Below are 22669 nucleotides of genomic sequence, written 5' to 3'. Positions count from 1 at the left end.
CTGCAATTTATCCAAAAATCGATTGAAGGCCAGGCTGAGTCTGCCCAACTCATCGTTCGACAACACATCCAGGCGGACCCGCAAATCACCATCACCATCAGCAATCTGCTCGATGCGATTGAGTAAGTGGTGCAGCGGCCCGGTTACCAAGATCGGAAAACCCACCACCAACACAAGGCAAACGCCCAGACCGATGGCAATGATCACCCCCTGCTGCCAACTCAGGGCTGCCCCCTGCTCTATTGCAGCCAACCCTTCAGCATTAGCTGCAGCATCCTCCATCTCACCTAACTGATTAATTACAGCCCGCATCGCATCAAACTGCTCTTCGCTGCTGCCAAAACTCAGCACGCTAGCCGCTTGCGGATCGCTCGCAGCCAACTGCAAAACCTTTTGCGAGGTGGCTTTCCAGCGCTCAAAGCCCTCATCGAATTGCCTGACCAACTGCATGGCATCAGCACCAGGCTGCATATCGGCAAATTTATGTACGCGCTCATAAGCTTGCTGCAGGTTTTCGACATGGGCGGCAGTTAACGCAGCGACCTGCCCAGTTACCCCCTCATCAAGTAAGCTGCGCTCCGCAATAAAAGCCTGATAGAGATCGCGATCCGCGTTCAGAAGCAAACTGATGCCCGGCAAAAAACGATTGGTCAACTTGGTACTAGAGTCTGCAACTTGACCAATACCTCGCATCCCCAGAAAACCCATGGACACCATTAAAACCGCCAGCACCAGAATCGGCAGGGCAATCTTCCAACGAAACCCTAAATCAGTGAATGCACGCAACATTCTGGCGCCTCTTAAGTAATGGCTTAGTAAAATCAATATAGGCTACCGAGCGAGGGCCGACAAAGATCATACCGAGCGCCCGTCAAGTGGCTTTTAACTACTGAATAGACGTTTGACGTGCTGGTTATTGTGGCCGCAGCAAACCTACCCCACCTCAGAGGAACAACATCATGGCGATGACCAAAGACCAGTTGATCAGTGATATTGCCGACGCAATCGACACCCCGAAAACCACGGTACGCGCTGCACTTGAACAGCTGAGTGAAATTGTCAGCGACGCATTGGAAAACGGCGATGAAATCACCCTACCCGGCATTGGCAAATTCAAAGTAAGTGAGCGCCCGGCTCGCACCGGTCGCAACCCCCAAACCGGCCAAGCCATAGCCATTGCGGCTAAAAAGGTCGTCAAATACGTACCCGCCAAAGCGTTGAGCGACGCAATCAACTGACCGCTGAGCTCAGCTGACCATGCTGGCTGGCGATGCCCGGCACGCGATATCTGGCAACCCCCACACACCGGTTATTACCGGCGAAACAAAACACCCTGCGAAAACGTGGCCTTCGCAGGGTGTGAGGTGGGCTGCTATTTAGACTGTAAGCGGCTTATCGCCCTCAGACGGACAAGCGTCAGCTCAGGCGCGATGTCGACTTACGGATGATCTTGATCGAGTGTTTGAGCGTCGGCTTACGCGTCACACTGATGGCTTTGCGCGAAACGGTGTCGATGGTGATATTCCAAAAACCGCTGCTCGGTACGGTGATCTTTGCCGGAAAGGTGTCGAACGCACCGCCGTGATAGGTGTGCCGGCCGCCATTTTTAAAGCTGCGGAAGTTGGCATCGCTCATCAGGCGAATATTGCAGGTTTGCGAGCACTCGATGACGACGACGTCGTCTTCGTTGAGGTGTTCGCGCTGGTGTATAAATTTCATCTACCGCTCCGCACAGCTGGGTCAGGCCAATCAGCCCGCTAGTATGAGTGCCTCGCACGGCTTGAGCAAAGGCTAAGCGGTTTTGCCTGAATCTCAGACGCGTGCACACCTCGACGCATACCGCCGAAACCTGGCCGGTGGTAGCATGCGCGCCCCATGAATATTGACGACTTTCACCAACGCCTCACCAACCTCGGTGCCAAGCCCATGCACATCGGGCGAATTACCCGTGCCTGGCTGCGCGGCATGCCGCTGGACACCGGGACGCGTAACCAGAAGACCGAGAACTTCCTGCCGCTGGCGGTGCGTAACGCCCTGCCCGAACTGAGCAACGCGCTGGATGAACTGGCCCGCCTCAGCGCCGAACACCCGGCGACTGATGGCTCGGCGCGCTTATTGGTAGAGCTGGCCGACAAGCAGATGGTGGAAAGCGTACTGCTGCCGCGCGATGGGCTGTGCGTGTCCAGCCAGGTCGGTTGCGCTGTGGGCTGCGTGTTCTGCATGACCGGCAAGAGCGGTCTGCTGCGCCAGCTGAGCACCGCCGAGATTGTTGCCCAAGTGGCCCTGGCGCGGCGCTTCCGAGCGGTTAAGAAAGTGGTGTTTATGGGCATGGGCGAGCCAGCCCATAACCTCGATAACGTGCTCGAAGCGATCAACCTGCTCGGCACCGAGGGCGGTATCGGTCAGCGCAATTTGGTGTTTTCTACCGTCGGCGATCCACGGGTGTTCGAGCGCTTGCCGCAGCAGCAGGTCAAGCCGGCGCTGGCACTGTCGCTGCATACCACCGATGCCGAGTTGCGCCAGACGCTACTGCCGCGCGCGCCGCGTATCGATCCTGAAGAGCTGGTGGAACTGGGCGAAACCTACGCGCGGCAGATCGATTACCCAATCCAGTACCAGTGGACGCTGCTCAAGGGCATCAACGACAGCCAGGAGGAGATGGACGGCATCCTGCGCCTGCTCAAGGGCAAGTACGCGATCATGAACCTCATCCCCTACAACAGCCTGGAAGCTGACGAATTCCAGCGCCCGGATGGCGACCGCATCGTGCAGATCGTGCGCTATCTGCACAGCCGTGGGGTGCTGACCAAGGTGCGCAACTCGGCGGGTCAGGACATTGATGGCGGCTGCGGGCAACTGCGCGCGCGGGCAACCGAGGTGCTGGATCGGCGCAAAGGCCGCGCTAAGGCGTGATCACGTTGGTCCTGTCGCGGCTAAAGACTCTCCCACATCATTCGGCAAGCAGCTACGGATCGACGGGAAACCTGACTCCCATGGGAGGGGTCGGGCGGCGCTCCGCTTTAGCCGCGAGGCTTTGCTTCAACAAACAACCAGCAGCATAAAAAATGCCCGCATATCGCGGGCATTTCTATTTAGCCATCTACTTAGTAGTAGGCATTTTCCTTGATGCTGTGGTCGGTCACGTCACGCACACCTTTCAGTTCGGGAATGCGCTCAAGCAGGGTTTTCTCGATGCCTTCCTTGAGCGTCAGGTCAACCTGACCGCAGCCCTGACAGCCGCCGCCGAACTTGAGCACGGCAATGCCATCTTCGACCACGTCGATCAGGCTGACTTCACCACCATGACTGGCCAGACCGGGGTTGATTTCGGTCTGCAGGTAGTAGCTGATGCGCTCGTTGATCGGGCTGTCTTCATTGACCATCGGCACTTTGGCATTCGGCGCCTTGATGGTCAGCTGGCCGCCCATGCGGTCGGTGGCGTAATCAACCACGGCGTCGTCGAGGAACGGCTCGCTGACGGCATCGATCCAGGCGGTAAAGCTGGCCAGGCCCAGTGCGGTGTCTTCGGCTTTCTGCTCGCCCGGCTTGCAGTAGGCAATGCAGGTTTCAGCATACTGGGTGCCCGGCTGGGTGATAAACACGCGGATGCCGATGCCCGGGGTGTTCTGCTTGCTCAGCAAGTCAGCCAGATAATCGTGGGCAGCGTCGGTAATAGTAATGGTGCTCATGGCAACTCCTCGCAAACATGCGCGCAGTGTACGTCACTCGCCAGCGCCGGCAAAGTCCCAGTGTTTTAGTAGGATTAAAGCTGGCCCGTATTTATAAAGCGCCGTACCTGCGAGTGAGAAAAGTAGCAATCACCTCAGCAGCGCTAAGCAGGTGTTGAGGCTGAGTGAACCCTGAACTTTTCAGCGGTTTAAGATCGTGATCACCGGCAGCGAGCCAATGCAGCTTGATCGCTGCGGACAGCGTATAGCCGGCAACCGCCTGACGATTACCCAGCGCGTCGCGCTCGCCCTGGATAATCAGCGTCGGCGTGTGCAGCTCAGCCAAGTGCGCCACCCTTGGCTTCTCTGGCTTACCGACGGCGTAAAAGGGATAGCCCAGACACACCAGCGCATCGACGCCCAACTCATCAGCCAGCAGGCTGGCCATGCGCCCGCCCATGGACTTGCCGCCGATGGCCAACGGCCCTGCGACCTGTTGGCGCACGTGGTGGTACACCTCGCGCCATTGCTCAAGCAATTGCGCTTGCGGATTAGGGGGGCGCTTCTTGCCGTCCTGGCGCCGCGCCGCCATATAGGCGAACTCGAAACGCAGCACCGCAACCCCACAAGCGGCAAGGTTTTGCGCCATTTCCTGCATAAACTCACTGTCCATCGGCGCGCCGGCGCCATGGGCCAAAATAAAGGTCGCATGCGACTCACCGACGGGCCGATCCCACAACCAACCCGCTGGGCTCTGTTCCTTCACGTATTGATCCCCGTCAATACCCGCCCCCGTTGCTTTGCTCATGCTTACCTCGTTTAAAGAATCTGTTGGACTGCGGCGCTGATCGTACAGGCGCACAGCCGCTGATTTTCAATGATCTGCCTATAACCGTGGATGGAAGCCCAGACATGAACACAACCAGCAGCAGCGCCTACAACTACAAGGTGGTGCGCCAATTCGCCATCATGACAGTGGTGTGGGGCATTGTCGGGATGGGGCTCGGCGTGTTTATCGCCGCGCAACTGGCTTGGCCCGAACTCAACTTCAACCTGCCGTGGACCAGCTTCGGGCGTTTGCGCCCGCTGCACACCAACGCAGTGATCTTCGCCTTCGGCGGGTGCGCACTGTTCGCGACCAGTTACTACGCGGTGCAACGCACCTCGCAGACCACGCTGTTCGCACCCAAACTTGCGGCCTTCACCTTTTGGGGCTGGCAACTGGTGATCGTCCTGGCGGCGATTACTCTGCCAATGGGCTGGACCAGCTCCAAGGAATACGCCGAGCTGGAATGGCCGATCGATATTCTGATCACCATTGTCTGGGTCAGCTACGCCATCGTGTTCTTCGGCACGGTAATCAAGCGCAACGTCAGCCACATCTATGTAGGCAACTGGTTCTTCGGTGGTTTTATCCTCACCGTGGCGCTGCTGCACCTGGTCAACAACCTTGAAGTACCCGTCACATTGACCAAGTCCTACTCGGCCTATGCCGGTGCGACCGATGCGATGATTCAGTGGTGGTACGGCCACAACGCCGTGGGCTTTTTCCTCACTGCAGGCTTTCTGGGGATGATGTATTACTTCGTGCCCAAGCAGGCCGGTCGTCCGGTGTATTCCTATCGCCTGTCGATTGTGCACTTCTGGGCGCTGATCGCCGTCTACATCTGGGCCGGCCCTCACCACCTGCATTACACCGCGCTGCCAGACTGGGCGCAGAGCCTGGGCATGGTGATGTCGCTGATTCTGCTGGCACCTAGCTGGGGCGGCATGATCAACGGCATGATGACCCTCTCCGGAGCCTGGCATAAGCTGCGTACCGACCCGATCCTGCGCTTCTTGGTGGTATCGCTGGCGTTCTACGGTATGTCGACCTTCGAAGGCCCGATGATGGCGATCAAGACCGTCAACGCCCTATCTCACTACACCGACTGGACCATCGGCCACGTACACGCCGGCGCGCTCGGCTGGGTTGCCATGGTGTCGATCGGCTCGCTCTATCACATGCTGCCCAAGGTCTTCGGCCGTGAAGAGATGCACAGCATCGGCCTGATTAACGTGCACTTCTGGCTCGCCACCATCGGCACCGTGCTGTACATCGCCTCGATGTGGGTCAACGGCATCGCCCAGGGCCTGATGTGGCGCGCAGTCAACGAAGACGGCACCCTCACCTACTCATTTGTTGAAGCGCTGGAAGCCAGCCACCCGGGCTTTGTAGTCCGTGTGATCGGCGGCGCGATCTTCTTTGCCGGCATGCTGGTGATGGCCTGGAACGTTTGGCAAACCGTGCGTCATACCAAGGCCGCTGAAATGGAAGCCGCCGCGCAGTTTTCGCTTGAGGGAGCCCACTGATGAGACACGAAATACTCGAAAAGAACATCGGCCTGATGGCGTTGATGATGGTGCTGGCCGTGAGTATCGGCGGCCTGACCCAGATCGTTCCGCTGTTCTTCCAGGATGTAGTCAATGAACCGGTGTCCGGGCTCAAGCCTTATACCGCGCTGCAACTGGAAGGCCGTGACATTTATATCCGTGAAGGCTGCGTTGGCTGCCATTCGCAGATGATCCGTCCGTTCCGCGCCGAAACCGAGCGCTACGGCCACTACTCGGTAGCCGGCGAAAGCGTTTACGACCACCCCTTCCTCTGGGGTTCCAAGCGCACCGGCCCGGACCTGGCCCGTGTCGGCGGCCGCTACTCGGATGAGTGGCACCGTGCCCACCTGTACAACCCGCGCAACGTGGTGCCTGAGTCGAAGATGCCCGCCTACCCATGGTTGGTGGAAAGCACCTTGGATGGCGAGGACACCGCCAAGAAAATGCAGGCCCTGCGCTTTCTCGGCGTGCCGTACAGCGAGGAAGACATCGCTGGCGCCTCCGATGCCGTCAAAGGTAAGAGCGAGATGGACGCCATGGTTGCCTACCTGCAAGTGCTCGGCATTGCCGTTAAGAACAAGAGGTAGGCCGTATGTCATTCGAATTTATTGATATCGGAACGTTACGCGGCATTGGCACAGCACTGGTTCTGCTGTCCTTCGTTTGCGTCACCCTGTGGGCTTACAGCGGCAAACGCCGCACGGCGTTCGATGAAGCCGCCCTTTTGCCCTTTGCCGATGAACTCAAGCTGGCTGCACCGAGGAGCAACACCCCATGAGCACGTTCTGGAGCTGGTACATCACAGTGCTGACCGTCGGCACCCTGCTCGCCCTGTTCTGGCTGATTTTCGCCACCCGTAAGAGTGAAGTTCACAAGAGCGAAACCGAGCAGACCATGGGCCATGCCTTCGATGGCATCGAGGAATATGACAATCCACTACCCAAGTGGTGGTTCATGCTGTTTATCGGCACCATTGTCTTCTCCATCGTCTACCTGGTGCTGTACCCCGGCCTGGGCAACTGGAAAGGCGTGCTGCCGGGTTATGAAAATGGCTGGACCCAGGTCAAGCAATGGGAACGCGAAGTCGACAAGGCTGACGAACTCTATGGCCCGATCTTCGCTAAATACGCCGCCATGCCCCTGGAGGAGGTCGCCAAAGACGAGCAAGCACTGAAAATGGGCGGTCGCATGTTTGCCACATATTGCTCGGTATGCCACGGCTCCGATGCCAAAGGCGCAGTGGGCTTCCCTAACCTGGCCGACAACCACTGGCGCTGGGGCGGTGAGCCCAGTGCAATCAAGACCAGCATCCTCAACGGCCGCATGGGGGCTATGCCAGCCTGGACCGCAATCATTGGTGAAGACGGCGTGCAACAGGTCGCAGCGTTTGTACGCAAAGATCTGGCCGGCCTGCCACTGCCAGCTGACAAGAGCTTCGACCTGGAAAAAGGCGCTGCCATTTATGCCGCCAACTGCCTGGCCTGCCATGGCGCAGAAGGTAAAGGCATGGCCATGCTCGGTGCCCCCGACCTGACCAGCCCGGCCGGTTGGATCTACGGCAGCAGCCTGGTGCAGTTGCAGCAAACCATCCGCCATGGCCGTAATGGCCAGATGCCTGCGCAGGATCAATACCTAGGCAACGACAAGGTGCATCTGTTGGCTGCTTATGTGCTGAGCTTGAGCCAACAACAGCAGAGCGCAACGGCGCAATAATCCACCCGCAATAAGGCCTGGCGGTCCCGCATCGCCAGGCAACCTAAACACCCTCCCCCTCGCTGGACACCCCTCCAAGCTCTGCGACCCAAGGTCGCACCCCTGCGACCAAGTGCACGCGCACGCGTTGACTTGAGCTAATCTTGTCCTCAGTCGCCAAACGCCATAACTCCAAGGCGATTCCCATCTTTGCGCTACGCCACTTAGGCGTTTGTTGCTTGCAGCAAGGGTCCATATCAATGACTCTGCATGCTTGCTAAGAGCTCTGAAAGCCCTATCGCACCGGCTCGCGTCGTTGCAATGAGAATCTGCTTTCTACATACTTGCCGCCGATTTTTGCCCCTAAAAAATCCATTAACCGTGGAACCCATAATGAGCACAGCAATCAGTCAGACTGCTTATAACTACAAGGTGGTTCGCCAGTTCGCCGTAATGACGGTGATTTGGGGAGTCATTGGCATGGCTCTAGGTGTTTTCATCGCCGCACAACTGGTGTGGCCTGAACTCAACCTAGGCATGGAATGGACGACCTTTGGCCGTCTACGCCCGCTTCACACCAACGCGGTAATCTTCGCCTTCGGCGGTTGCGCCCTGTTCGCCACGTCTTATTACGTGGTGCAGCGCACCTGCCAGACGCGCCTGATTTCCGATGGTCTGGCTGCTTTCACCTTCTGGGGCTGGCAAGCAGTAATCGTCGCAGCAGTGATTACCCTGCCGATGGGTTACACCGGTTCCAAAGAATACGCCGAGCTTGAGTGGCCGATCGATATCCTGCTGGGTATTGTCTGGGTCACCTACGCCGTGGTGTTCTTCGGCACAGTGGTCAAGCGTAAAACCAAGCACATTTATGTGGGCAACTGGTTCTACGGCGCCTTCATTCTGGTTACCGCGATGCTGCACATCGTCAACAGTGCTGCCGTTCCGGTGAGCCTGTTCAAGTCTTACTCGGCTTACGCGGGTGCGACTGACGCGATGATTCAGTGGTGGTACGGCCACAACGCTGTGGGCTTCTTCCTGACCACCGGCTTCCTGGGGATGATGTACTACTTCGTACCCAAGCAGGCTGAGCGTCCGATCTACTCCTACCGCCTGTCCATCGTGCACTTCTGGGCGCTGATCACCCTGTACATCTGGGCCGGCCCGCACCACCTGCACTACACCGCACTGCCGGATTGGGCACAGTCGCTGGGTATGGCGATGTCGATCATCCTCCTGGCACCAAGCTGGGGTGGCATGATCAACGGCATGATGAGCCTGTCAGGCGCCTGGCATAAGCTGCGCACCGACCCAATCCTGCGCTTCCTGGTGGTATCGCTGGCGTTCTACGGCATGTCGACCTTCGAAGGTCCGATGATGGCGATCAAGACCGTCAACGCCCTGTCGCACTACACCGACTGGACCATTGGCCACGTACACGCCGGCGCTCTCGGTTGGGTTGCGATGATCTCCATTGGTGCCCTGTACCACATGCTGCCAAAAGTCTTTGGTCGCCCGCAGATGCACAGCGTTGGCCTGATCAATGCTCACTTCTGGCTGGCCACCATCGGTACCGTGCTGTACATCGCCTCGATGTGGGTCAACGGCATCACCCAGGGCCTGATGTGGCGTGCAGTCAACGAAGACGGCACCCTCACCTACTCCTTTGTTGAAGCGCTGGAAGCCAGCCACCCGGGTTATGTCGTGCGCATGATCGGCGGCGCCTTCTTTGTCGCGGGCATGTTGCTGATGGCTTACAACACCTACCGCACCGTGCGTGCCGCCAAGGCTTCGGAATATGAAGCGGCTGCACTGATTCCTGCCGGAGTAGCGCACTGATGAAACACGAAATCATTGAGAAGAACATTGGCCTGATGGCGCTGCTGATGGTTTTAGCCGTCAGCATCGGTGGCCTGACTCAAATCGTTCCGCTGTTTTTCCAGGACGTAACCAATGAGCCGGTGGAGGGCCTCAAGCCTTACACCGCGCTGGAGTTGGAAGGCCGCGACGTGTACATCGCCAACGGTTGTGTCGGCTGCCACTCGCAGATGATCCGTCCGTTCCGCGCTGAAACCGAACGTTACGGCCACTACTCGGTCGCCGGTGAAAGCGTATGGGACCACCCGTTCCTGTGGGGTTCCAAGCGTACCGGCCCAGACCTGGCCCGCGTTGGCGGTCGTTACTCGGATGAATGGCAGCGTGCGCACCTGTACAACCCGCGCAACGTCGTACCTGAATCCAAGATGCCTGCGTACCCCTTCCTGGTCGAGAACAAGCTCGACGGCAAGGACACCGCCAAGAAGATGGAAGTCATGCGTGGCTTTGGCATCCCTTATACCGATGAAGACATCGCCGGGGCCAAGGACGCGGTAAAAGGCAAGACCGAAATGGACGCACTGGTGGCGTACTTGCAGGTTCTCGGCACTTCTATCAAGAACAAACGGTAACGCACGATGGATATCGGGACTATTCGCGGCATCGGCACAGCAGTGGTGTTCATCGCCTTTATTGGCGTGGTGCTCTGGGCCTACAGCAGCAAGCGTAAATCCAGCTTCGACGAGGCCGCTAACCTGCCCTTCGCCGATGATCCCAAACCCAACGAGCGTGACGAGCAATCTTCCAGGAGCAATAACCAATGACCACGTTCTGGAGTTGGTACGTAACCATTCTGTCTTTGGGCACTATTTTCGCCCTGACCTGGCTCATTTTTGGTACCCGCAAGGGCCAGCGCCAGGAAACAACCGAACAGACCATGGGGCATACATTTGACGGTATCGAGGAGTATGACAACCCGCTGCCCAAGTGGTGGTTCATGCTATTTATCGGCACCATCATCTTCTCCCTCGGCTACCTGGCGCTCTACCCGGGCCTAGGTAACTGGAAAGGTCTGCTGCCAGGCTACGACTACCTCAATACCGAGACCAAGACGCCTTTCGCCACCAGCATTCAAATTGCTGATGACCAAGAGCGTAATGCGGGCTGGACTGGCGTACACCAGTGGGAAAAGGAAATGGCGAAAGCTGACGCTCAGTACGGGCCGATCTTCGCTAAATATGCAGCCATGCCGATTGAGCAAGTGGCTCAGGACGAACAAGCGTTGAAAATGGGCGGCCGCCTATTTGCTTCCAACTGCTCGGTCTGCCACGGCTCTGACGCCAAGGGTGCTTATGGCTTCCCGAACCTGACCGACAACGACTGGCTGTATGGCGGCGAGCCGGAAACCATCAAAACCACGCTTATGCTCGGCCGTCAGGCCGTGATGCCCGCGTGGAAAGACAGCATCGGTGAAGAAGGCATACGCAACGTTGCCGGCTACATCCGCAGCTTGTCGGGTTTGAAGACGCCGGAAGGTATCGAAGTTGACCTTGCCGCAGGTCAAAACATCTTTGCGACCAATTGTGCAGTCTGTCATGGCGCTGAAGGTAAGGGTCAACAGGCCATGGGCGCGCCCAACCTGACCGACAAAGTCTGGCTCTACGGTTCCAGCTTTGCCCAGGTGCAACAAACTCTGCGTTATGGTCGTAACGGTAAGATGCCAGCCCAGGCCGACTTCCTAGGCAACGACAAAGTGCATCTACTGGCTGCTTACGTTTACAGCCTGTCGCAAGACAAAACCGAGAAGTAATTCTCTGGCCCGGCAGGCGCGACCGCAAGTCGCACCTGCCGAGCAATTGTCAGGCGTACCATAGTGCAGGAGCCCGTATGACCCCGGCCGGCACGTATCGACCAGGGCAGCCAATCAACCGCCGTGGTACACACTGATGAGCGCACAGATCCCCGTTAAAGACATCACCCCTGCCCAGGCCAAGGTCGACGTTGTTGACCTGTACGCCAATCGCGAAAAAATCTACACCCGCTCCTTCACCGGCATTTTCCGCAACTTGCGCATGCTCGGTGGCGCGACCCTATTCCTGTTGTACTTCGGCACCGTATGGTTGACCTGGAACGGTCGCCAGGCTGTTTGGTGGAACCTGCCGGAGCGCAAGTTTCATATCTTTGGGGCCACCTACTGGCCGCAGGACTTTGTCCTGCTCTCAGCCCTCTTAATCATTGCCGCGTTCGGGCTGTTTTTTATCACTGTATTCGCCGGGCGCGTGTGGTGCGGTTATACCTGCCCGCAAAGCGTATTCACCTGGGTTTTCATGTGGGCGGAAAAGGTCACCGAAGGTGATCGCAATCAGCGCATGAAACTCGACAAAAGCCCGATGACCGCGCAAAAGTTCACGCGCAAGCTGGCCAAACACGGTATTTGGGTCGGCGTATCGCTGGTCACCGCCATTACCTTTGTCGGCTATTTCACACCGATTCGCGACCTGATACCGGAGCTGTTTACCCTCAGCGCAAGCGGCTGGGCGCTGTTCTGGGTAGGCTTCTTTACCCTCGCCACCTACGGCAACGCCGGTTATCTGCGCGAGCAGGTGTGCATTTACATGTGCCCTTACGCGCGCTTCCAAAGCGTGATGTTCGACCAAGACACCCTGATCGTCTCCTACGACCCACGCCGTGGAGAGCAACGCGGCCCGCGTAAGCGCGATGCAGACTACAAAGCCGAAGGCTTGGGTGATTGCATCGACTGCAAGATGTGTGTGCACGTCTGCCCGACCGGCATTGATATTCGTGATGGCCTGCAAATCGAATGCATCGGCTGCGCCGCCTGTATCGACGCCTGCGACAGCATCATGGAAAAGATGAACTACCCGAAAGGGCTGATCAGCTACACCACCGAACACAACCTCTCAGGGCAAAAAACTCACCTGGTACGACCGCGCCTGATTGGTTACGCCATCGCCTTGCTGGCCATGTTCTGCGTGTTTAGCTGGGCCATCGTCGATCGCTCGCTGGTGGAGCTGGATGTACTCAAAGACCGCGTGCTCTACCGTGAAAACGAAGAAGGCCGGATCGAGAACGTTTATACCCTCAAGATCATGAACAAGGCTCAGCATGAAGTGACCTACCGGATCGAAGCCGACGGCCTCGACGGTTTGGTGTACGAGGGTAAGCGCGAAATTAGAGCGCTGGCCGGTGAAGTCTTGTCATTGCCTGTCGAGCTGTCCATCGAGCCCGAAAAACTGCCTTCAAGCACCAATGAAATCAACTTCCGACTGCGCGCGGTAGATGACCCAAGTATCAACACCCACGCGCCCAGCCGCTTTATCGGCCCCAGCGTGCGCTAACCAGAGAAGACCATGACCGAGCCCATCGCTGAAAAGAACGCCGAGATCATCAAGCCCTGGTACAAGCAATTCTGGCCCTGGTTCCTGATTGGCCTGCTGGCCTATTCAGTGGTCCAGGGGCTGACCTTGCTGACCATCGCCACGAAGAACCCGCCGGGATTGATTTCCGATGACTATTACGACGTCGGCAAAGGCATCAACCAATCCCTGGAGCGAGAGAATCACGCCATTCGCCTCAAGCTGCATGCCAGCCTGGTACTCAATGATGACAACGGTACGGCCACCCTGCAATTGAGCGGCAACAGCCGTCCGCAGCAGTTGGTGCTCAACCTGATTTCACCGACTCAACCGGAGCGTGATCGCCGCGTGATTCTGCAACCGCAGGCCAATGGCAGCTACAGCGGCCAAATGATTGATGCGATATCCGGCCGCCGCTTTGTTGAGCTGATCGGCCAGGAAGGCGGTAAAGACTGGCGTCTGTTTGAGGAAGAAAACGTGCAAAGTGGGCAGACCATTCTTCTCGGGGATGCTCAATAAGCGCACCGATGGCCAGCCCAACTCCTTGCTTCCACTGTGGCCTGCCGGTACCCACCGGCAGCCGTTTTCAGGCCCATGTATTGGGCTCGACCCGCGACATGTGCTGCCCGGGCTGCCAGGCCGTGGCCGAAGCCATCGTCAGTGGCGGCCTGGAGCATTACTACACACACCGCAGCGAAAACGCTGCCAACCCACAGAGCCTGCCCCAGGCGTTGCCGGATGAGCTGGCGTTGTATGACCGCAGCGACGTACAGCAGCCCTTTGTCGAGCATGACGGCGAACTCAGTGAAACCTGCCTGCTGATCGAAGGCATCAGCTGCGCGGCCTGTGGCTGGCTGATTGAAAAACACTTGCGCGCCCTACCCGGCGTCAGCGAGGCACACCTCAACCTGTCCAACCACCGCCTGCAAGTGCGCTGGGCCGACAGCCAGCTGCCGTTAAGCCAACTGCTCAAGGCACTGCGCAAAATCGGCTACGCCGCCCACCCTTGGCAGGCCGATGCCGCCGCCGAACAGCTGCAACGCGAGAACCGCCGCGCCATGCGTGAGCTGGGCGTGGCCGGCATGTTATGGATGCAGGTGATGATGGCCACTATGGCCACCTGGCCGGAGTTCAACATCGACCTCAGCCCCGAGCTAGACAAGATCCTGCGGTGGGTCAGCTTGTTCCTCACCACCCCGATTGTCTTCTACTGCTGCGGCCAGTTCTTCCGCGGCGCGCTGCGCGACCTGCGTACGCGTCACCTAACCATGGATGTATCGGTATCACTGGCAATTGGCGGGGCTTATATCGCCGGCATCTGGTCAACCGTTACCGGCCAAGGTGAGCTGTATTTTGACGCCGTGGGTATGTTCGCCCTCTTTTTACTGGCTGGCCGCTACCTGGAACGCCGCGCCCGCGAGCGCACAGCCGCCGCCACCGCGCAGCTGGTCAATCTACTGCCGGCGTCCTGCCTGCGCCTGGATGCGCAGGGCCAGAGCCAGCGCATTCTGCTCAGCGAGCTGCAGGTGGGCGATCAGGTATTGGTGCCGCCGGGCTCTTTGTTGCCCGCCGACGGACGCATTGTGCAGGGCCAATCGAGTGTCGATGAGTCGCTGCTAACCGGCGAATACCTGCCGTTACCACGCGCGCCTGGTGATGCTGTCACCGCTGGCACCCTCAACGTCGAGGGGCCGCTTACGGTCGAAGTGCAGGCCCTTGGTGACGCGACTCGCTTATCGGCCATTGTCCGCTTGCTGGAACGGGCGCAGAACGACAAACCGCGTCTGGCGGTATTGGCCGATCAAGTCGCGCAGTGGTTTCTGGTCATCGTGCTGGTGGTCGCGGCCATCGTCGGTCTGGTCTGGTGGCAACTTGACCCCTCACGCGCATTCTGGATCGTCCTTTCCCTACTGGTCGCCACCTGCCCCTGCGCCCTCGCATTGGCCACCCCCACGGCACTGACTGCAGCGACCGGCTCACTGCACAAGCTGGGCATGCTGCTAACTCGCGGTCATGTATTGGAAGGGCTAAACCAGATCGACACCCTGGTGCTGGACAAGACCGGCACCCTCACCGAAGGCAAGCTAACGCTTAGCGGTATTCATCCCCTGCGCGAGCTGGATGCCGACAGCTGCCTGGCCCTGGCCGCCGCCCTGGAAAACCGCTCAGAACACCCGATTGCCCGCGCCTTCGGCCAGGCCCCCGAAGCAGCTGAAGCAGTCGACAGCCATCCAGGTTTAGGCCTGCAAGGGCGTGTGGGCAGCCGTGTGCTGCGTATTGGTGAAGCCAACTTCGTCTGTGAACTCAGCGCAAGTGCTGCGCCGACCATTACCGGTGAACACGGCCAATGGCTGCTGCTGGGTGATGAACAGGGCCCGCTGGCCTGGTTCGTCCTGGATGACCGCCTGCGTGAAGATGCACCGCAACTGATCAGCATGGCCAAGACCAAGGGCTGGCAAATCATGTTGTTGTCCGGCGACAGCTCGCCCATGGTCGGCGAAGTAGCGCGTCAGTTGGGCATCATTGACGCCCGTGGCGGCCTCACCCCGGATGCCAAGCTGGACGTGCTCAAACAACTGCACAGCCAGGGCCGCCGGGTGTTGATGTTGGGTGACGGCGTCAATGATGTGCCGGTATTGGCTGCCGCTGATATCAGTGTGGCCATGGGCAGTGCCACTGACCTGGCAAAAACCAGCGCCGACGCCGTGCTGCTGTCCAACCGCCTGAGCAGCCTGGTGCAAGCGCTACACATGGCGCAACGAACCCGTCGCCTCATCATTGAGAACCTGACTTGGGCCAGCCTGTACAATGGCTTGGTATTGCCCTTTGCCGCCATCGGCTGGATCACGCCGATCTGGGCCGCGTTGGGCATGTCGGTCAGCTCATTGCTGGTGGTGGTCAACGCACTGCGTCTGACGCGTACGTAGGGTGGATCACGCTTCACCGATCCACCACCGCAATGCCAGGGTGGATCGATGAAGCGCTAGCTACGCGCCCCGATGCGCCCTACGCCTCACGGTCAAACAGCCCACTAACACGCTCGGCGAGGTTTTATGCGAAACAACGTGACTGGCAAGGTCGTCTGGTGGGTGCATTTACTCGCCATAACGCTGATCAGCCTGCAACTGTTCATCGCCTACCAGTTTGCCGCCGCGCTGATCAGTCAGCCGGCCATGCTCAGCAGCCTGTTTGCTGAAAACCTGCCAGACGCTTTGATCTTGGTTTTTCTTAACGCTCTGCTTGCCTTCGTTGCAGCGACCGGCCGCAGTCCTGACAGAGTCTTCCCGGTTGCCAGCCTCAATCTGCGGCAACTCTTGCGCCGGAGCCACTAAGCCATGCCAGCCCTTTACATCCTGATCCCGGTCGCCATTGCCTTGGTGGCTTTTGCCATCTGGCTGTTCTTCTGGGCGGTGGACAGCGGCCAGTATGATGACCTCGACGGCCCGGCCCACAGCATCCTGTTTGATGACGAAGACCCCAAGCACACCGCTGCCGTAAGCCAAGTGCAGCAGCAGGATCAACCTCAAGACCCACAGCAGGAAAAGCCCGGTGCTTGATCTACTGCCGCTGCTGATTTCAGCGCTGATTCTTGGCCTGCTTGGTGGCGGCCACTGCATGGGTATGTGCGGCGGGCTGATGGGGGCGCTGACCCTGGCCATTCCACCCGAACGCCGCGCACAGCGTTTTCAGCTGTTATTGGCATATAACCTAGGGCGCATTCTTAGCTACAGCCTCGCCGGTCTGCTGCTGGGCCTTGCCGGCTGGGCGCTGGCTAACAGTCCACTGGTCATGGGCTTACGCATTATCGCAGGCTTGTTGCTGATCGCGATGGGCCTGTACCTGGCCGGCTGGTGGAGCGGCCTGACCCGTATCGAAGCCCTAGGCCGTGGTCTATGGCGATATATTCAACCGCTGACCCGACGTTTTATGCCGGTCACAAGCCTGCCGCGTGCGCTGGTTTTGGGCAGCCTATGGGGCTGGCTGCCCTGCGGCTTGGTCTACAGCACCCTGTTGTGGGCCGCCAGCCAAGGCAATGCCGTGGATAGCGCCGCACTGATGTTTGCCTTTGGCCTCGGCACCCTGCCGGTGTTGCTAGCAACCGGCCTGGCTGCCGAACGCCTAACGGCCCTGTTACGCAAGGAAGGCGTGCGCATGGCCGGCGGCATTCTGGTGATCCTGTTCGGCTTGTGGACCCTGCCCGGCCCGCACCAACACTGGTTGATGGGCCACTAAGCGATACCTCGCTGCTTGATACAGGTCAAAACACACCCGGCATTCCCCTTTTAGACTCCCTGGTATTGAAAGCCAAACCGGGAACCCCCGCATGCTCAACGCCATCCAGTGGGACAGCAACCTGATTCGTCGCTACGACCAGGCCGGCCCGCGCTATACCTCTTACCCAACCGCCGTGCAGTTCCACGAGCGCGTTAGCCAGTTCGACCTGCTGCACGCCCTGCGCGACAGCCGCAAAGCACTGCGGCCACTATCGCTGTATGTGCACATCCCGTTCTGCGCGCACATTTGTTACTACTGCGCCTGCAACAAGGTCATCACCAAGGATCGCGGGCGTGCCCAGCCTTACTTGGAAAAACTTGAGCGCGAAATCGAGATCATCGGCCGTCATCTCGACCCACAGCAGAAGGTTGAACAACTGCACTTCGGTGGGGGCACGCCGACCTTTCTTAGCCACGATGAACTGCGCCACCTGATGAGCCACCTGCGCCAGCATTTCAACCTACTGGACGATGACTCAGGCGACTACAGCATCGAGATCGACCCGCGCGAAGCCGACTGGTCGACCATGGGCCTGCTTCGTGAGCTGGGCTTCAACCGCGTCAGCCTGGGCGTACAGGACCTCGATCCAGCCGTGCAGCGCGCCGTCAACCGCCTGCAGACGCTGGAAGAGACTCGCGCCATTATCGAAGCCGCGCGCACGCTGCAATTTCGCTCGGTAAACATCGACCTGATCTACGGCCTGCCGCTGCAAACGCCAGAACGCTTCGCCCGCACCGTGGCCGAAGTGATCGCCCTGCAACCTGATCGCCTGTCATTGTTCAATTACGCGCACCTGCCAGAGCGTTTTATGCCGCAGCGACGCATCAACACCTGCGACCTGCCCAGTCCAGGCGACAAGCTGGCCATGCTGCAGGCCAGCATTGAACAACTGAACGCAGCGGGTTATCGCTACATCGGCATGGACCACTTCGCCCTCCCCGATGATGAGCTCGCCAGCGCCCAAGAAGATGGCAGCCTGCAGCGTAATTTCCAGGGCTACACCACCCACGGCCATTGCGACCTCATCGGCCTTGGGGTGTCATCGATAAGCCAGATTGGTGATCTTTACTGCCAGAACAACAGCGACCTGAGCAAGTACCAGGACAGCCTCGGCAATAACGAACTGGCCACCCTGCGCGGCCTGCATTGTGATGATGATGATCGCCTGCGGCGCGCAGTGATTCAGCAGCTGATTTGCCATTTCCAGTTGCGCTTTACCGATATCGAGCAGTCGTATGCCATCGATTTTCGTAACTACTTTGCTGATATCTGGCCACAACTGCAGCAGATGGCCAGAGACGGCCTGATCGAATTGAACGCCCACGGGATCGACGTACTACCTGCTGGGCGGCTACTGGTGCGGTCGCTGTGCATGTTGTTTGATCGCTACCTGAATGAGCTGAGCCGGCAGCGCTTTTCCCGGGTGATCTGACCCACCGCTGAGCGTGGCCTTACTTCATGATGAGGCTGGCCACTTCCTGCATCTGCGTCGCGCTCAGGTTCTGCTCGCGCAGAACCTTGATCAGTGTCGCGTTGGCGCTACTCAGCGCCCCCTGCAACGAACTCAGCTCCGCCTGCAGGGCTTCAACCTTCAGGCGTTTACTCTCGGGACTCGGGCTTTGCGCACTTAGGGCGGCCTTCAGTTCGTTTTTCTTCGCGGCAATCTGCGCCTTGAGCGCGCGAATCATCTTAAGAAGATCCTTGAGCACATCCGGCAGGCTGCTCTCGTCAATGTCCTTATTTTCCTGCGTCGCCGCAGAACGGGCCTTACCCAGTACTGACAAACTCACGCGTAGACCGTCACGCAGTGCTTGCTCATCCATCGGGTCGCTTTCAGCAGCCTTGTTACGCTCAAGCGTAAGAGCCAAGCGGCTGATCAGCCCCGTCGATTCAATACGCATAGCCATGCTCCCTGCTGGTCGGTCAGCTCCATTGCCCTATCGACTGTCCGACCTGAAACTTGAACATCTACCGAGGAACCGTATCCGGGTGGCCCTGCTCTGCGCCCTGCTGTAACCTTGTGCGCATTGTGTGTTTAGCTAGGATCTCCCCGATGTCCGAAAGCATCAAGTTGCATGCACCCCATCAAGCCCATTGCAAGGATTGCAGCCTGGCGAGTTTGTGCCTGCCGCTGTCGCTGAACCTGGAGGACATGGACGCGCTGGACGAAATCGTCAAACGCGGCCGCCCACTAAAGAAGGGCGAATTCCTCTTCCGACAAAGTGATGCTTTTAACTCCGTATTCGCCGTACGTTCAGGCGCTTTAAAAACCTTCAGCTTGAGCGACAGCGGCGATGAGCAGATCACCGGCTTCCACCTGCCCAGCGAGCTGGTTGGTCTGTCCGGCATGGACAATGAGCGCTACCCAGTCTCAGCTGTAGCGCTTGAAACCACCTCGGTTTGTGAAATCCCTTTCGAACGACTCGACGAATTATCGACACAGCTGCCGCAACTGCGTCGCCAATTAATGCGCATCATGAGCCGTGAGATTCGCGACGATCAGCAAATGATGCTGCTGCTCTCGAAGAAAACCGCTGATGAGCGTATCGCCACCTTCCTAGTTAACCTCTCGGCACGCTTTCGCGCTCGCGGTTTCTCGGCCAACCAGTTTCGCCTGGCCATGTCGCGTAACGAAATCGGCAACTATCTGGGCCTCGCGGTCGAGACCGTGTCGCGAGTGTTTACCCGCTTCCAACAGAACAAGCTGCTCGAAGCCGAAGGCAAAGAAGTGCATATCCTCGACCCCATCGAGTTGTGCGCCCTGGCCGGCGGCAATCTCGACAGCTGATAGAACCGCTTAGCGCAGGACATCACCCATGATTTTCGACGAATTCAGCATCAAAACCCTGATCCGCCCAGTGGTGGACTTCCCCAAACCGGGAGTGATCTTTCGCGATATCACCCCGCTGTTCCAGTCGCCACGTGCCCTGCGCATGGTCGCTGACAGTTTTATTCAGCGCTACGTCGAAGCCGACTTCAGCCATATCGGCGCCATGGATGCGCGCGGCTTCCTGATTGGCTCAATCATCGCCTATGAATTGAATAAACCGCTGGTGCTGTTTCGCAAGCAAGGCAAGCTGCCCGCTGATGTGCTGAGCGAGAGCTATCAGACTGAATACGGCGAGGCCAAGCTTGAAGTGCATGCTGACAGCCTCTGCGAAGGCGACAAAGTACTGATTTTCGATGACTTGATCGCCACGGGCGGCACCCTGCTGGCCGCCGCGCAACTGGTACGGCGCATGGGCGCCAGCATCATTGAAGCCGCAGCCATCATTGACCTGCCAGAATTAGGCGGCTCGCAGAAACTGCAAGACAGCGGCATTGCCACTTTCGCCCTGACCAGCTTCGCCCTAAACGACCAGTAATCACGCAAACACCACCAGCGCCCGCTTTTGCGGGCGTTGGCGTTTTCAACGCGGCACAAGCGGCGAGCCTTCGCCTCTGGGCTTCAAGCGCAGGCTGAAAAACCACAAGGCTCAGGACACCTCGACGCGGCTTTCCAGCGTTCTGATGACATGCTCAGCCAAGCCCGCCCCAGCTTCACTCATGGTCAGGTAAGTGCGATCAGCACCAGCGTCCTGAATACGCTTGGCAATGTCTTCATACATGGCATGAGACACCACCAAGCCACTAAAGCCTCGATCACGCAGCTTCTGCGTTGCAATAACCTTGGCCTCTTCATCGTTGAGCGTCAGTATCACCGCATCGACATTAGGCATATCCAGGTGCTGCCAGAACACGGAGTCCTCGCCGTCGGCGAACAACACATTACGCCCGGCAACTTTGCTCTGCTCAATCACAATAGGGTCGGAGTCCAGCCCGATCACGCGATAACCCTGCTCCTCTAAATAGTCGTAAGCCGCACGCCCCGTGCGCCCCATGCCCATCACCAGCGTTTGTGCATCGCCCAGAGAGAGTGGCTGCTCATCGGGGTGGCGGGTATTGCGCTCAAGAGCAATCAGACGCTTGGCCCAACGCTCATAGAGCGGGTGGACGACGCGATTGAGTGGTGCCGAGAGCACAAACGAGAACGCCACCGTGAGCGCCAATGGAATAAGCCATTGCGGCAGCACCACGCTGGCCATAATCAGGCCGAACTCGCTGTAGTTGGTAAGGCTGACGCTTGCGAGAAAAGCGCTGCGCGCACGCAAGCGAAAGAGCAGAAACAGAAAAAAGAACAGCACACCCTTGAGTGGCAGTAACAAGGTCATTACCAGCGCAAACTTCAAGGCCTCAACATCTGGAAGCCCGCCAATACCGATCTGCAGGAAGAAACCGACCAGAAAGATCTCTTTGATGCCCCACAACGAATTGGACAGCTCGGTTGCCTGCTTATGCTTCGCCAAAAGCGCACCGAACGCCAAGGCGCCCAACTCAGAACTCAACCCCACTTGCTCAAAGCCAAAGCCACCGGCCGCCAACGCCAATAGCAAACCGAGCAGCAGCATCAACTCCTCGTGACCACAGGCGTCAACAAGCCGAAATAACAGAGGCCGCAGTAATGGCAAGCCAAACACTAAAAGCGCCCAGGGCGAAGGTAAATCGCCTGCTGCCAGGCTCATCACCAACAGCGCGATCATGTCCTGAATCACCAGAACGCCAATCGCCAGACGACCGTGAAATGCCCGCAGCTCGCGTTTACTTTCCAGTACTTTTGCCGCCAACACCGTACTGGAAAACGACAAGGCACTCGCCAGCAGGAGGGATTGATACCAGGGTAAATCGAGCAGCAGCATGATCGCCGGGAGATACAGCACACTGGAAATAACGAAGTGCAGCAACCCGCCCCCCATAACCTCACGCCGCAGCAGGTTACTTGGCTTCAGCTTTAAGCCAACGGTAAACAGCAACAGCAGCACGCCCAGGTGAGCAATGTGCTGCAGCACCTGACTGTCGCGCGCGCCAATACCGATGAACTTGCCTACCGCTGCCAAAGCAAAACCAGCCCCCAGGTAACCAACCAGTGGCGGCAGCCCCACACCTCGCGCAGCCAAGCCCATGCCAAAGGCAAAAGCAATCCAGGCAGCTTCAATCATCAGTAATCCTTATAAACAGAAGTAAAGACAGGCGAACGGCAGAGCAGCCTAAATAGGCAAGGTAAGTCAGCCCAACAGCATACGAGGCTAAGGCCTCTAGCGATATTGACCAACATCAGTCAGGGCGTTGTCGCGAAACGCTGTGTAGCGACCGAAAAAACGCGAGAAACTGGCACCCACAGCAGCCGCATGACGATTACCTCAACGAATCTTTAGGGTTCTGCGCCGCACAATTGCATTCTGTAAGGGCCATTGACAGCATCAAAACCCTGAGCAGCCAGTGCAGCCGAGGCGTTTTCAGCGGCTATTTACCCACTAAAGCTATGGAAATAGCCATGATCGACACCTTTTATCGGATGCCTAACCTGCCTGCAGGCCAATAAAATAGGGCACCTACCGGTTTGACACAGATAAAAACATGAATAATTGATGTTAA

At 58.2% G+C, this 22669-nt stretch carries 24 protein-coding genes and 1 pseudogene; 19 read left to right on the top strand and 6 right to left on the bottom strand.

Annotation, left to right across the window (positions count from 1 at the left end; all coding sequences use genetic code 11):
- Positions 1–12: 12 nt before the first annotated feature.
- Positions 13–789: pseudogene (locus AC0J6G_RS05780) on the bottom strand (MCP four helix bundle domain-containing protein); the annotation flags it as partial.
- Positions 790–959: 170 nt separating this feature from the next.
- On the opposite strand from AC0J6G_RS05780, the gene AC0J6G_RS05775 reads away from it, so the two are divergent.
- Positions 960–1238, top strand: a complete 279-nt coding sequence (locus AC0J6G_RS05775) for an HU family DNA-binding protein (protein ID WP_475252111.1) — start codon at positions 960–962, stop codon at positions 1236–1238.
- Positions 1239–1416: 178 nt separating this feature from the next.
- Here AC0J6G_RS05775 and AC0J6G_RS05770 read toward each other — a convergent pair whose 3' ends face one another.
- Positions 1417–1719, bottom strand: coding sequence for a DUF1883 domain-containing protein (locus AC0J6G_RS05770; protein WP_411185349.1), 303 nt, complete (start codon positions 1717–1719; stop codon positions 1417–1419).
- 156 nt (positions 1720–1875) lie between these two features.
- Here AC0J6G_RS05770 and AC0J6G_RS05765 point away from each other — a divergent pair, with 156 nt between their 5' ends.
- Positions 1876–2913: an RNA methyltransferase gene (locus AC0J6G_RS05765; RefSeq protein WP_475252109.1), complete on the top strand. Its 1038-nt coding sequence runs from the start codon at positions 1876–1878 to the stop codon at positions 2911–2913.
- Between the two features lie 191 nt (positions 2914–3104).
- Here the strand turns inward: AC0J6G_RS05765 and nfuA are convergent, their stop codons facing one another.
- Together nfuA and AC0J6G_RS05755 are read right to left on the bottom strand one after the other, a co-directional pair.
- Entirely contained in the window at positions 3105–3689 is a 585-nt protein-coding gene (gene nfuA, locus AC0J6G_RS05760; protein ID WP_411185347.1) for a Fe-S biogenesis protein NfuA, read from the bottom strand.
- A 91-nt stretch (positions 3690–3780) separates the two neighbouring features.
- A complete protein-coding gene (locus tag AC0J6G_RS05755) occupies positions 3781–4476 on the bottom strand; it encodes an alpha/beta family hydrolase (RefSeq protein WP_475252106.1) in 696 nt (231 codons plus the stop codon).
- A 104-nt stretch (positions 4477–4580) separates the two neighbouring features.
- Here AC0J6G_RS05755 and ccoN (AC0J6G_RS05750) point away from each other — a divergent pair, with 104 nt between their 5' ends.
- The 15 genes from ccoN (AC0J6G_RS05750) to hemN all read left to right on the top strand — a co-directional run bounded on the left by ccoN (AC0J6G_RS05750) (position 4581) and on the right by hemN (position 18629).
- The gene (gene ccoN, locus AC0J6G_RS05750; protein ID WP_475252104.1) at positions 4581–6020 is read left to right on the top strand and encodes a cytochrome-c oxidase, cbb3-type subunit I; all 1440 of its coding nucleotides are present in this window, start codon (positions 4581–4583) and stop codon (positions 6018–6020) included.
- Positions 6020–6628: a cytochrome-c oxidase, cbb3-type subunit II gene (gene ccoO / locus AC0J6G_RS05745; protein ID WP_475252102.1), complete on the top strand. Its 609-nt coding sequence runs from the start codon at positions 6020–6022 to the stop codon at positions 6626–6628. Before ccoN (AC0J6G_RS05750) ends, ccoO (AC0J6G_RS05745) begins: the two co-directional genes overlap by 1 nt.
- Positions 6629–6633: 5 nt before the next feature.
- Positions 6634–6819 carry a cbb3-type cytochrome oxidase subunit 3 gene (locus AC0J6G_RS05740; RefSeq protein ID WP_475252100.1) on the top strand — a complete coding sequence of 62 codons (186 nt, stop codon included), beginning with the start codon at positions 6634–6636 and terminating at the stop codon, positions 6817–6819.
- Entirely contained in the window at positions 6816–7754 is a 939-nt protein-coding gene (gene ccoP, locus AC0J6G_RS05735) for a cytochrome-c oxidase, cbb3-type subunit III (protein ID WP_475252098.1), read from the top strand. The genes AC0J6G_RS05740 and ccoP (AC0J6G_RS05735) overlap by 4 nt, the downstream gene beginning before the upstream one ends.
- A gap of 372 nt (positions 7755–8126) precedes the next feature.
- The gene (gene ccoN / locus AC0J6G_RS05730; RefSeq protein WP_475252096.1) at positions 8127–9569 is read left to right on the top strand and encodes a cytochrome-c oxidase, cbb3-type subunit I; all 1443 of its coding nucleotides are present in this window, start codon (positions 8127–8129) and stop codon (positions 9567–9569) included.
- A complete protein-coding gene (ccoO, locus tag AC0J6G_RS05725; protein WP_475252094.1) occupies positions 9569–10177 on the top strand; it encodes a cytochrome-c oxidase, cbb3-type subunit II in 609 nt (202 codons plus the stop codon). The genes ccoN (AC0J6G_RS05730) and ccoO (AC0J6G_RS05725) overlap by 1 nt, the downstream gene beginning before the upstream one ends.
- A gap of 6 nt (positions 10178–10183) precedes the next feature.
- Positions 10184–10369 carry a cbb3-type cytochrome oxidase subunit 3 gene (locus AC0J6G_RS05720; protein ID WP_090256143.1) on the top strand — a complete coding sequence of 62 codons (186 nt, stop codon included), beginning with the start codon at positions 10184–10186 and terminating at the stop codon, positions 10367–10369.
- Positions 10366–11355: a cytochrome-c oxidase, cbb3-type subunit III gene (ccoP, locus tag AC0J6G_RS05715; protein WP_475252091.1), complete on the top strand. Its 990-nt coding sequence runs from the start codon at positions 10366–10368 to the stop codon at positions 11353–11355. The genes AC0J6G_RS05720 and ccoP (AC0J6G_RS05715) overlap by 4 nt, the downstream gene beginning before the upstream one ends.
- A 136-nt stretch (positions 11356–11491) precedes the next feature.
- The gene (ccoG, locus tag AC0J6G_RS05710; protein WP_475252089.1) at positions 11492–12904 is read left to right on the top strand and encodes a cytochrome c oxidase accessory protein CcoG; all 1413 of its coding nucleotides are present in this window, start codon (positions 11492–11494) and stop codon (positions 12902–12904) included.
- A gap of 12 nt (positions 12905–12916) precedes the next feature.
- The gene (locus tag AC0J6G_RS05705; RefSeq protein ID WP_475252087.1) at positions 12917–13441 is read left to right on the top strand and encodes a FixH family protein; all 525 of its coding nucleotides are present in this window, start codon (positions 12917–12919) and stop codon (positions 13439–13441) included.
- An 8-nt stretch (positions 13442–13449) separates the two neighbouring features.
- Positions 13450–15849: a heavy metal translocating P-type ATPase gene (locus AC0J6G_RS05700; RefSeq protein WP_475252085.1), complete on the top strand. Its 2400-nt coding sequence runs from the start codon at positions 13450–13452 to the stop codon at positions 15847–15849.
- A 126-nt stretch (positions 15850–15975) separates the two neighbouring features.
- On the top strand, positions 15976–16254 hold the full coding sequence (locus AC0J6G_RS05695) for a hypothetical protein (protein ID WP_475252083.1): 279 nt from the start codon (positions 15976–15978) through the stop codon (positions 16252–16254).
- A 3-nt stretch (positions 16255–16257) separates the two neighbouring features.
- On the top strand, positions 16258–16479 hold the full coding sequence (gene ccoS, locus AC0J6G_RS05690; protein WP_475252080.1) for a cbb3-type cytochrome oxidase assembly protein CcoS: 222 nt from the start codon (positions 16258–16260) through the stop codon (positions 16477–16479).
- Positions 16472–17155 carry a sulfite exporter TauE/SafE family protein gene (locus tag AC0J6G_RS05685; protein WP_475252078.1) on the top strand — a complete coding sequence of 228 codons (684 nt, stop codon included), beginning with the start codon at positions 16472–16474 and terminating at the stop codon, positions 17153–17155. Before ccoS ends, AC0J6G_RS05685 begins: the two co-directional genes overlap by 8 nt.
- A 91-nt stretch (positions 17156–17246) precedes the next feature.
- Complete coding sequence (gene hemN / locus AC0J6G_RS05680; RefSeq protein WP_475252076.1) at positions 17247–18629, top strand: oxygen-independent coproporphyrinogen III oxidase; 1383 nt, start codon at positions 17247–17249, stop codon at positions 18627–18629.
- A 19-nt stretch (positions 18630–18648) separates the two neighbouring features.
- Here hemN and AC0J6G_RS05675 read toward each other — a convergent pair whose 3' ends face one another.
- Positions 18649–19098 carry a hypothetical protein gene (locus AC0J6G_RS05675; RefSeq protein ID WP_475252074.1) on the bottom strand — a complete coding sequence of 150 codons (450 nt, stop codon included), beginning with the start codon at positions 19096–19098 and terminating at the stop codon, positions 18649–18651.
- 152 nt (positions 19099–19250) lie between these two features.
- Here AC0J6G_RS05675 and fnr point away from each other — a divergent pair, with 152 nt between their 5' ends.
- Positions 19251–19985: a fumarate/nitrate reduction transcriptional regulator Fnr gene (gene fnr / locus AC0J6G_RS05670; protein WP_475252072.1), complete on the top strand. Its 735-nt coding sequence runs from the start codon at positions 19251–19253 to the stop codon at positions 19983–19985.
- A gap of 28 nt (positions 19986–20013) precedes the next feature.
- On the top strand, positions 20014–20562 hold the full coding sequence (locus tag AC0J6G_RS05665) for an adenine phosphoribosyltransferase (RefSeq protein WP_475252070.1): 549 nt from the start codon (positions 20014–20016) through the stop codon (positions 20560–20562).
- Between the two features lie 111 nt (positions 20563–20673).
- Here the strand turns inward: AC0J6G_RS05665 and AC0J6G_RS05660 are convergent, their stop codons facing one another.
- Positions 20674–22233, bottom strand: a complete 1560-nt coding sequence (locus tag AC0J6G_RS05660) for a cation:proton antiporter domain-containing protein (protein ID WP_475252068.1) — start codon at positions 22231–22233, stop codon at positions 20674–20676.
- Between the last annotated feature and the right edge of the window lie 436 nt (positions 22234–22669).

The sequence above is a fragment of the Pseudomonas sp. TS_SC_3 genome (assembly GCF_056156225.1).
This window is presented reverse-complemented; position numbering and strand designations above follow the sequence as displayed.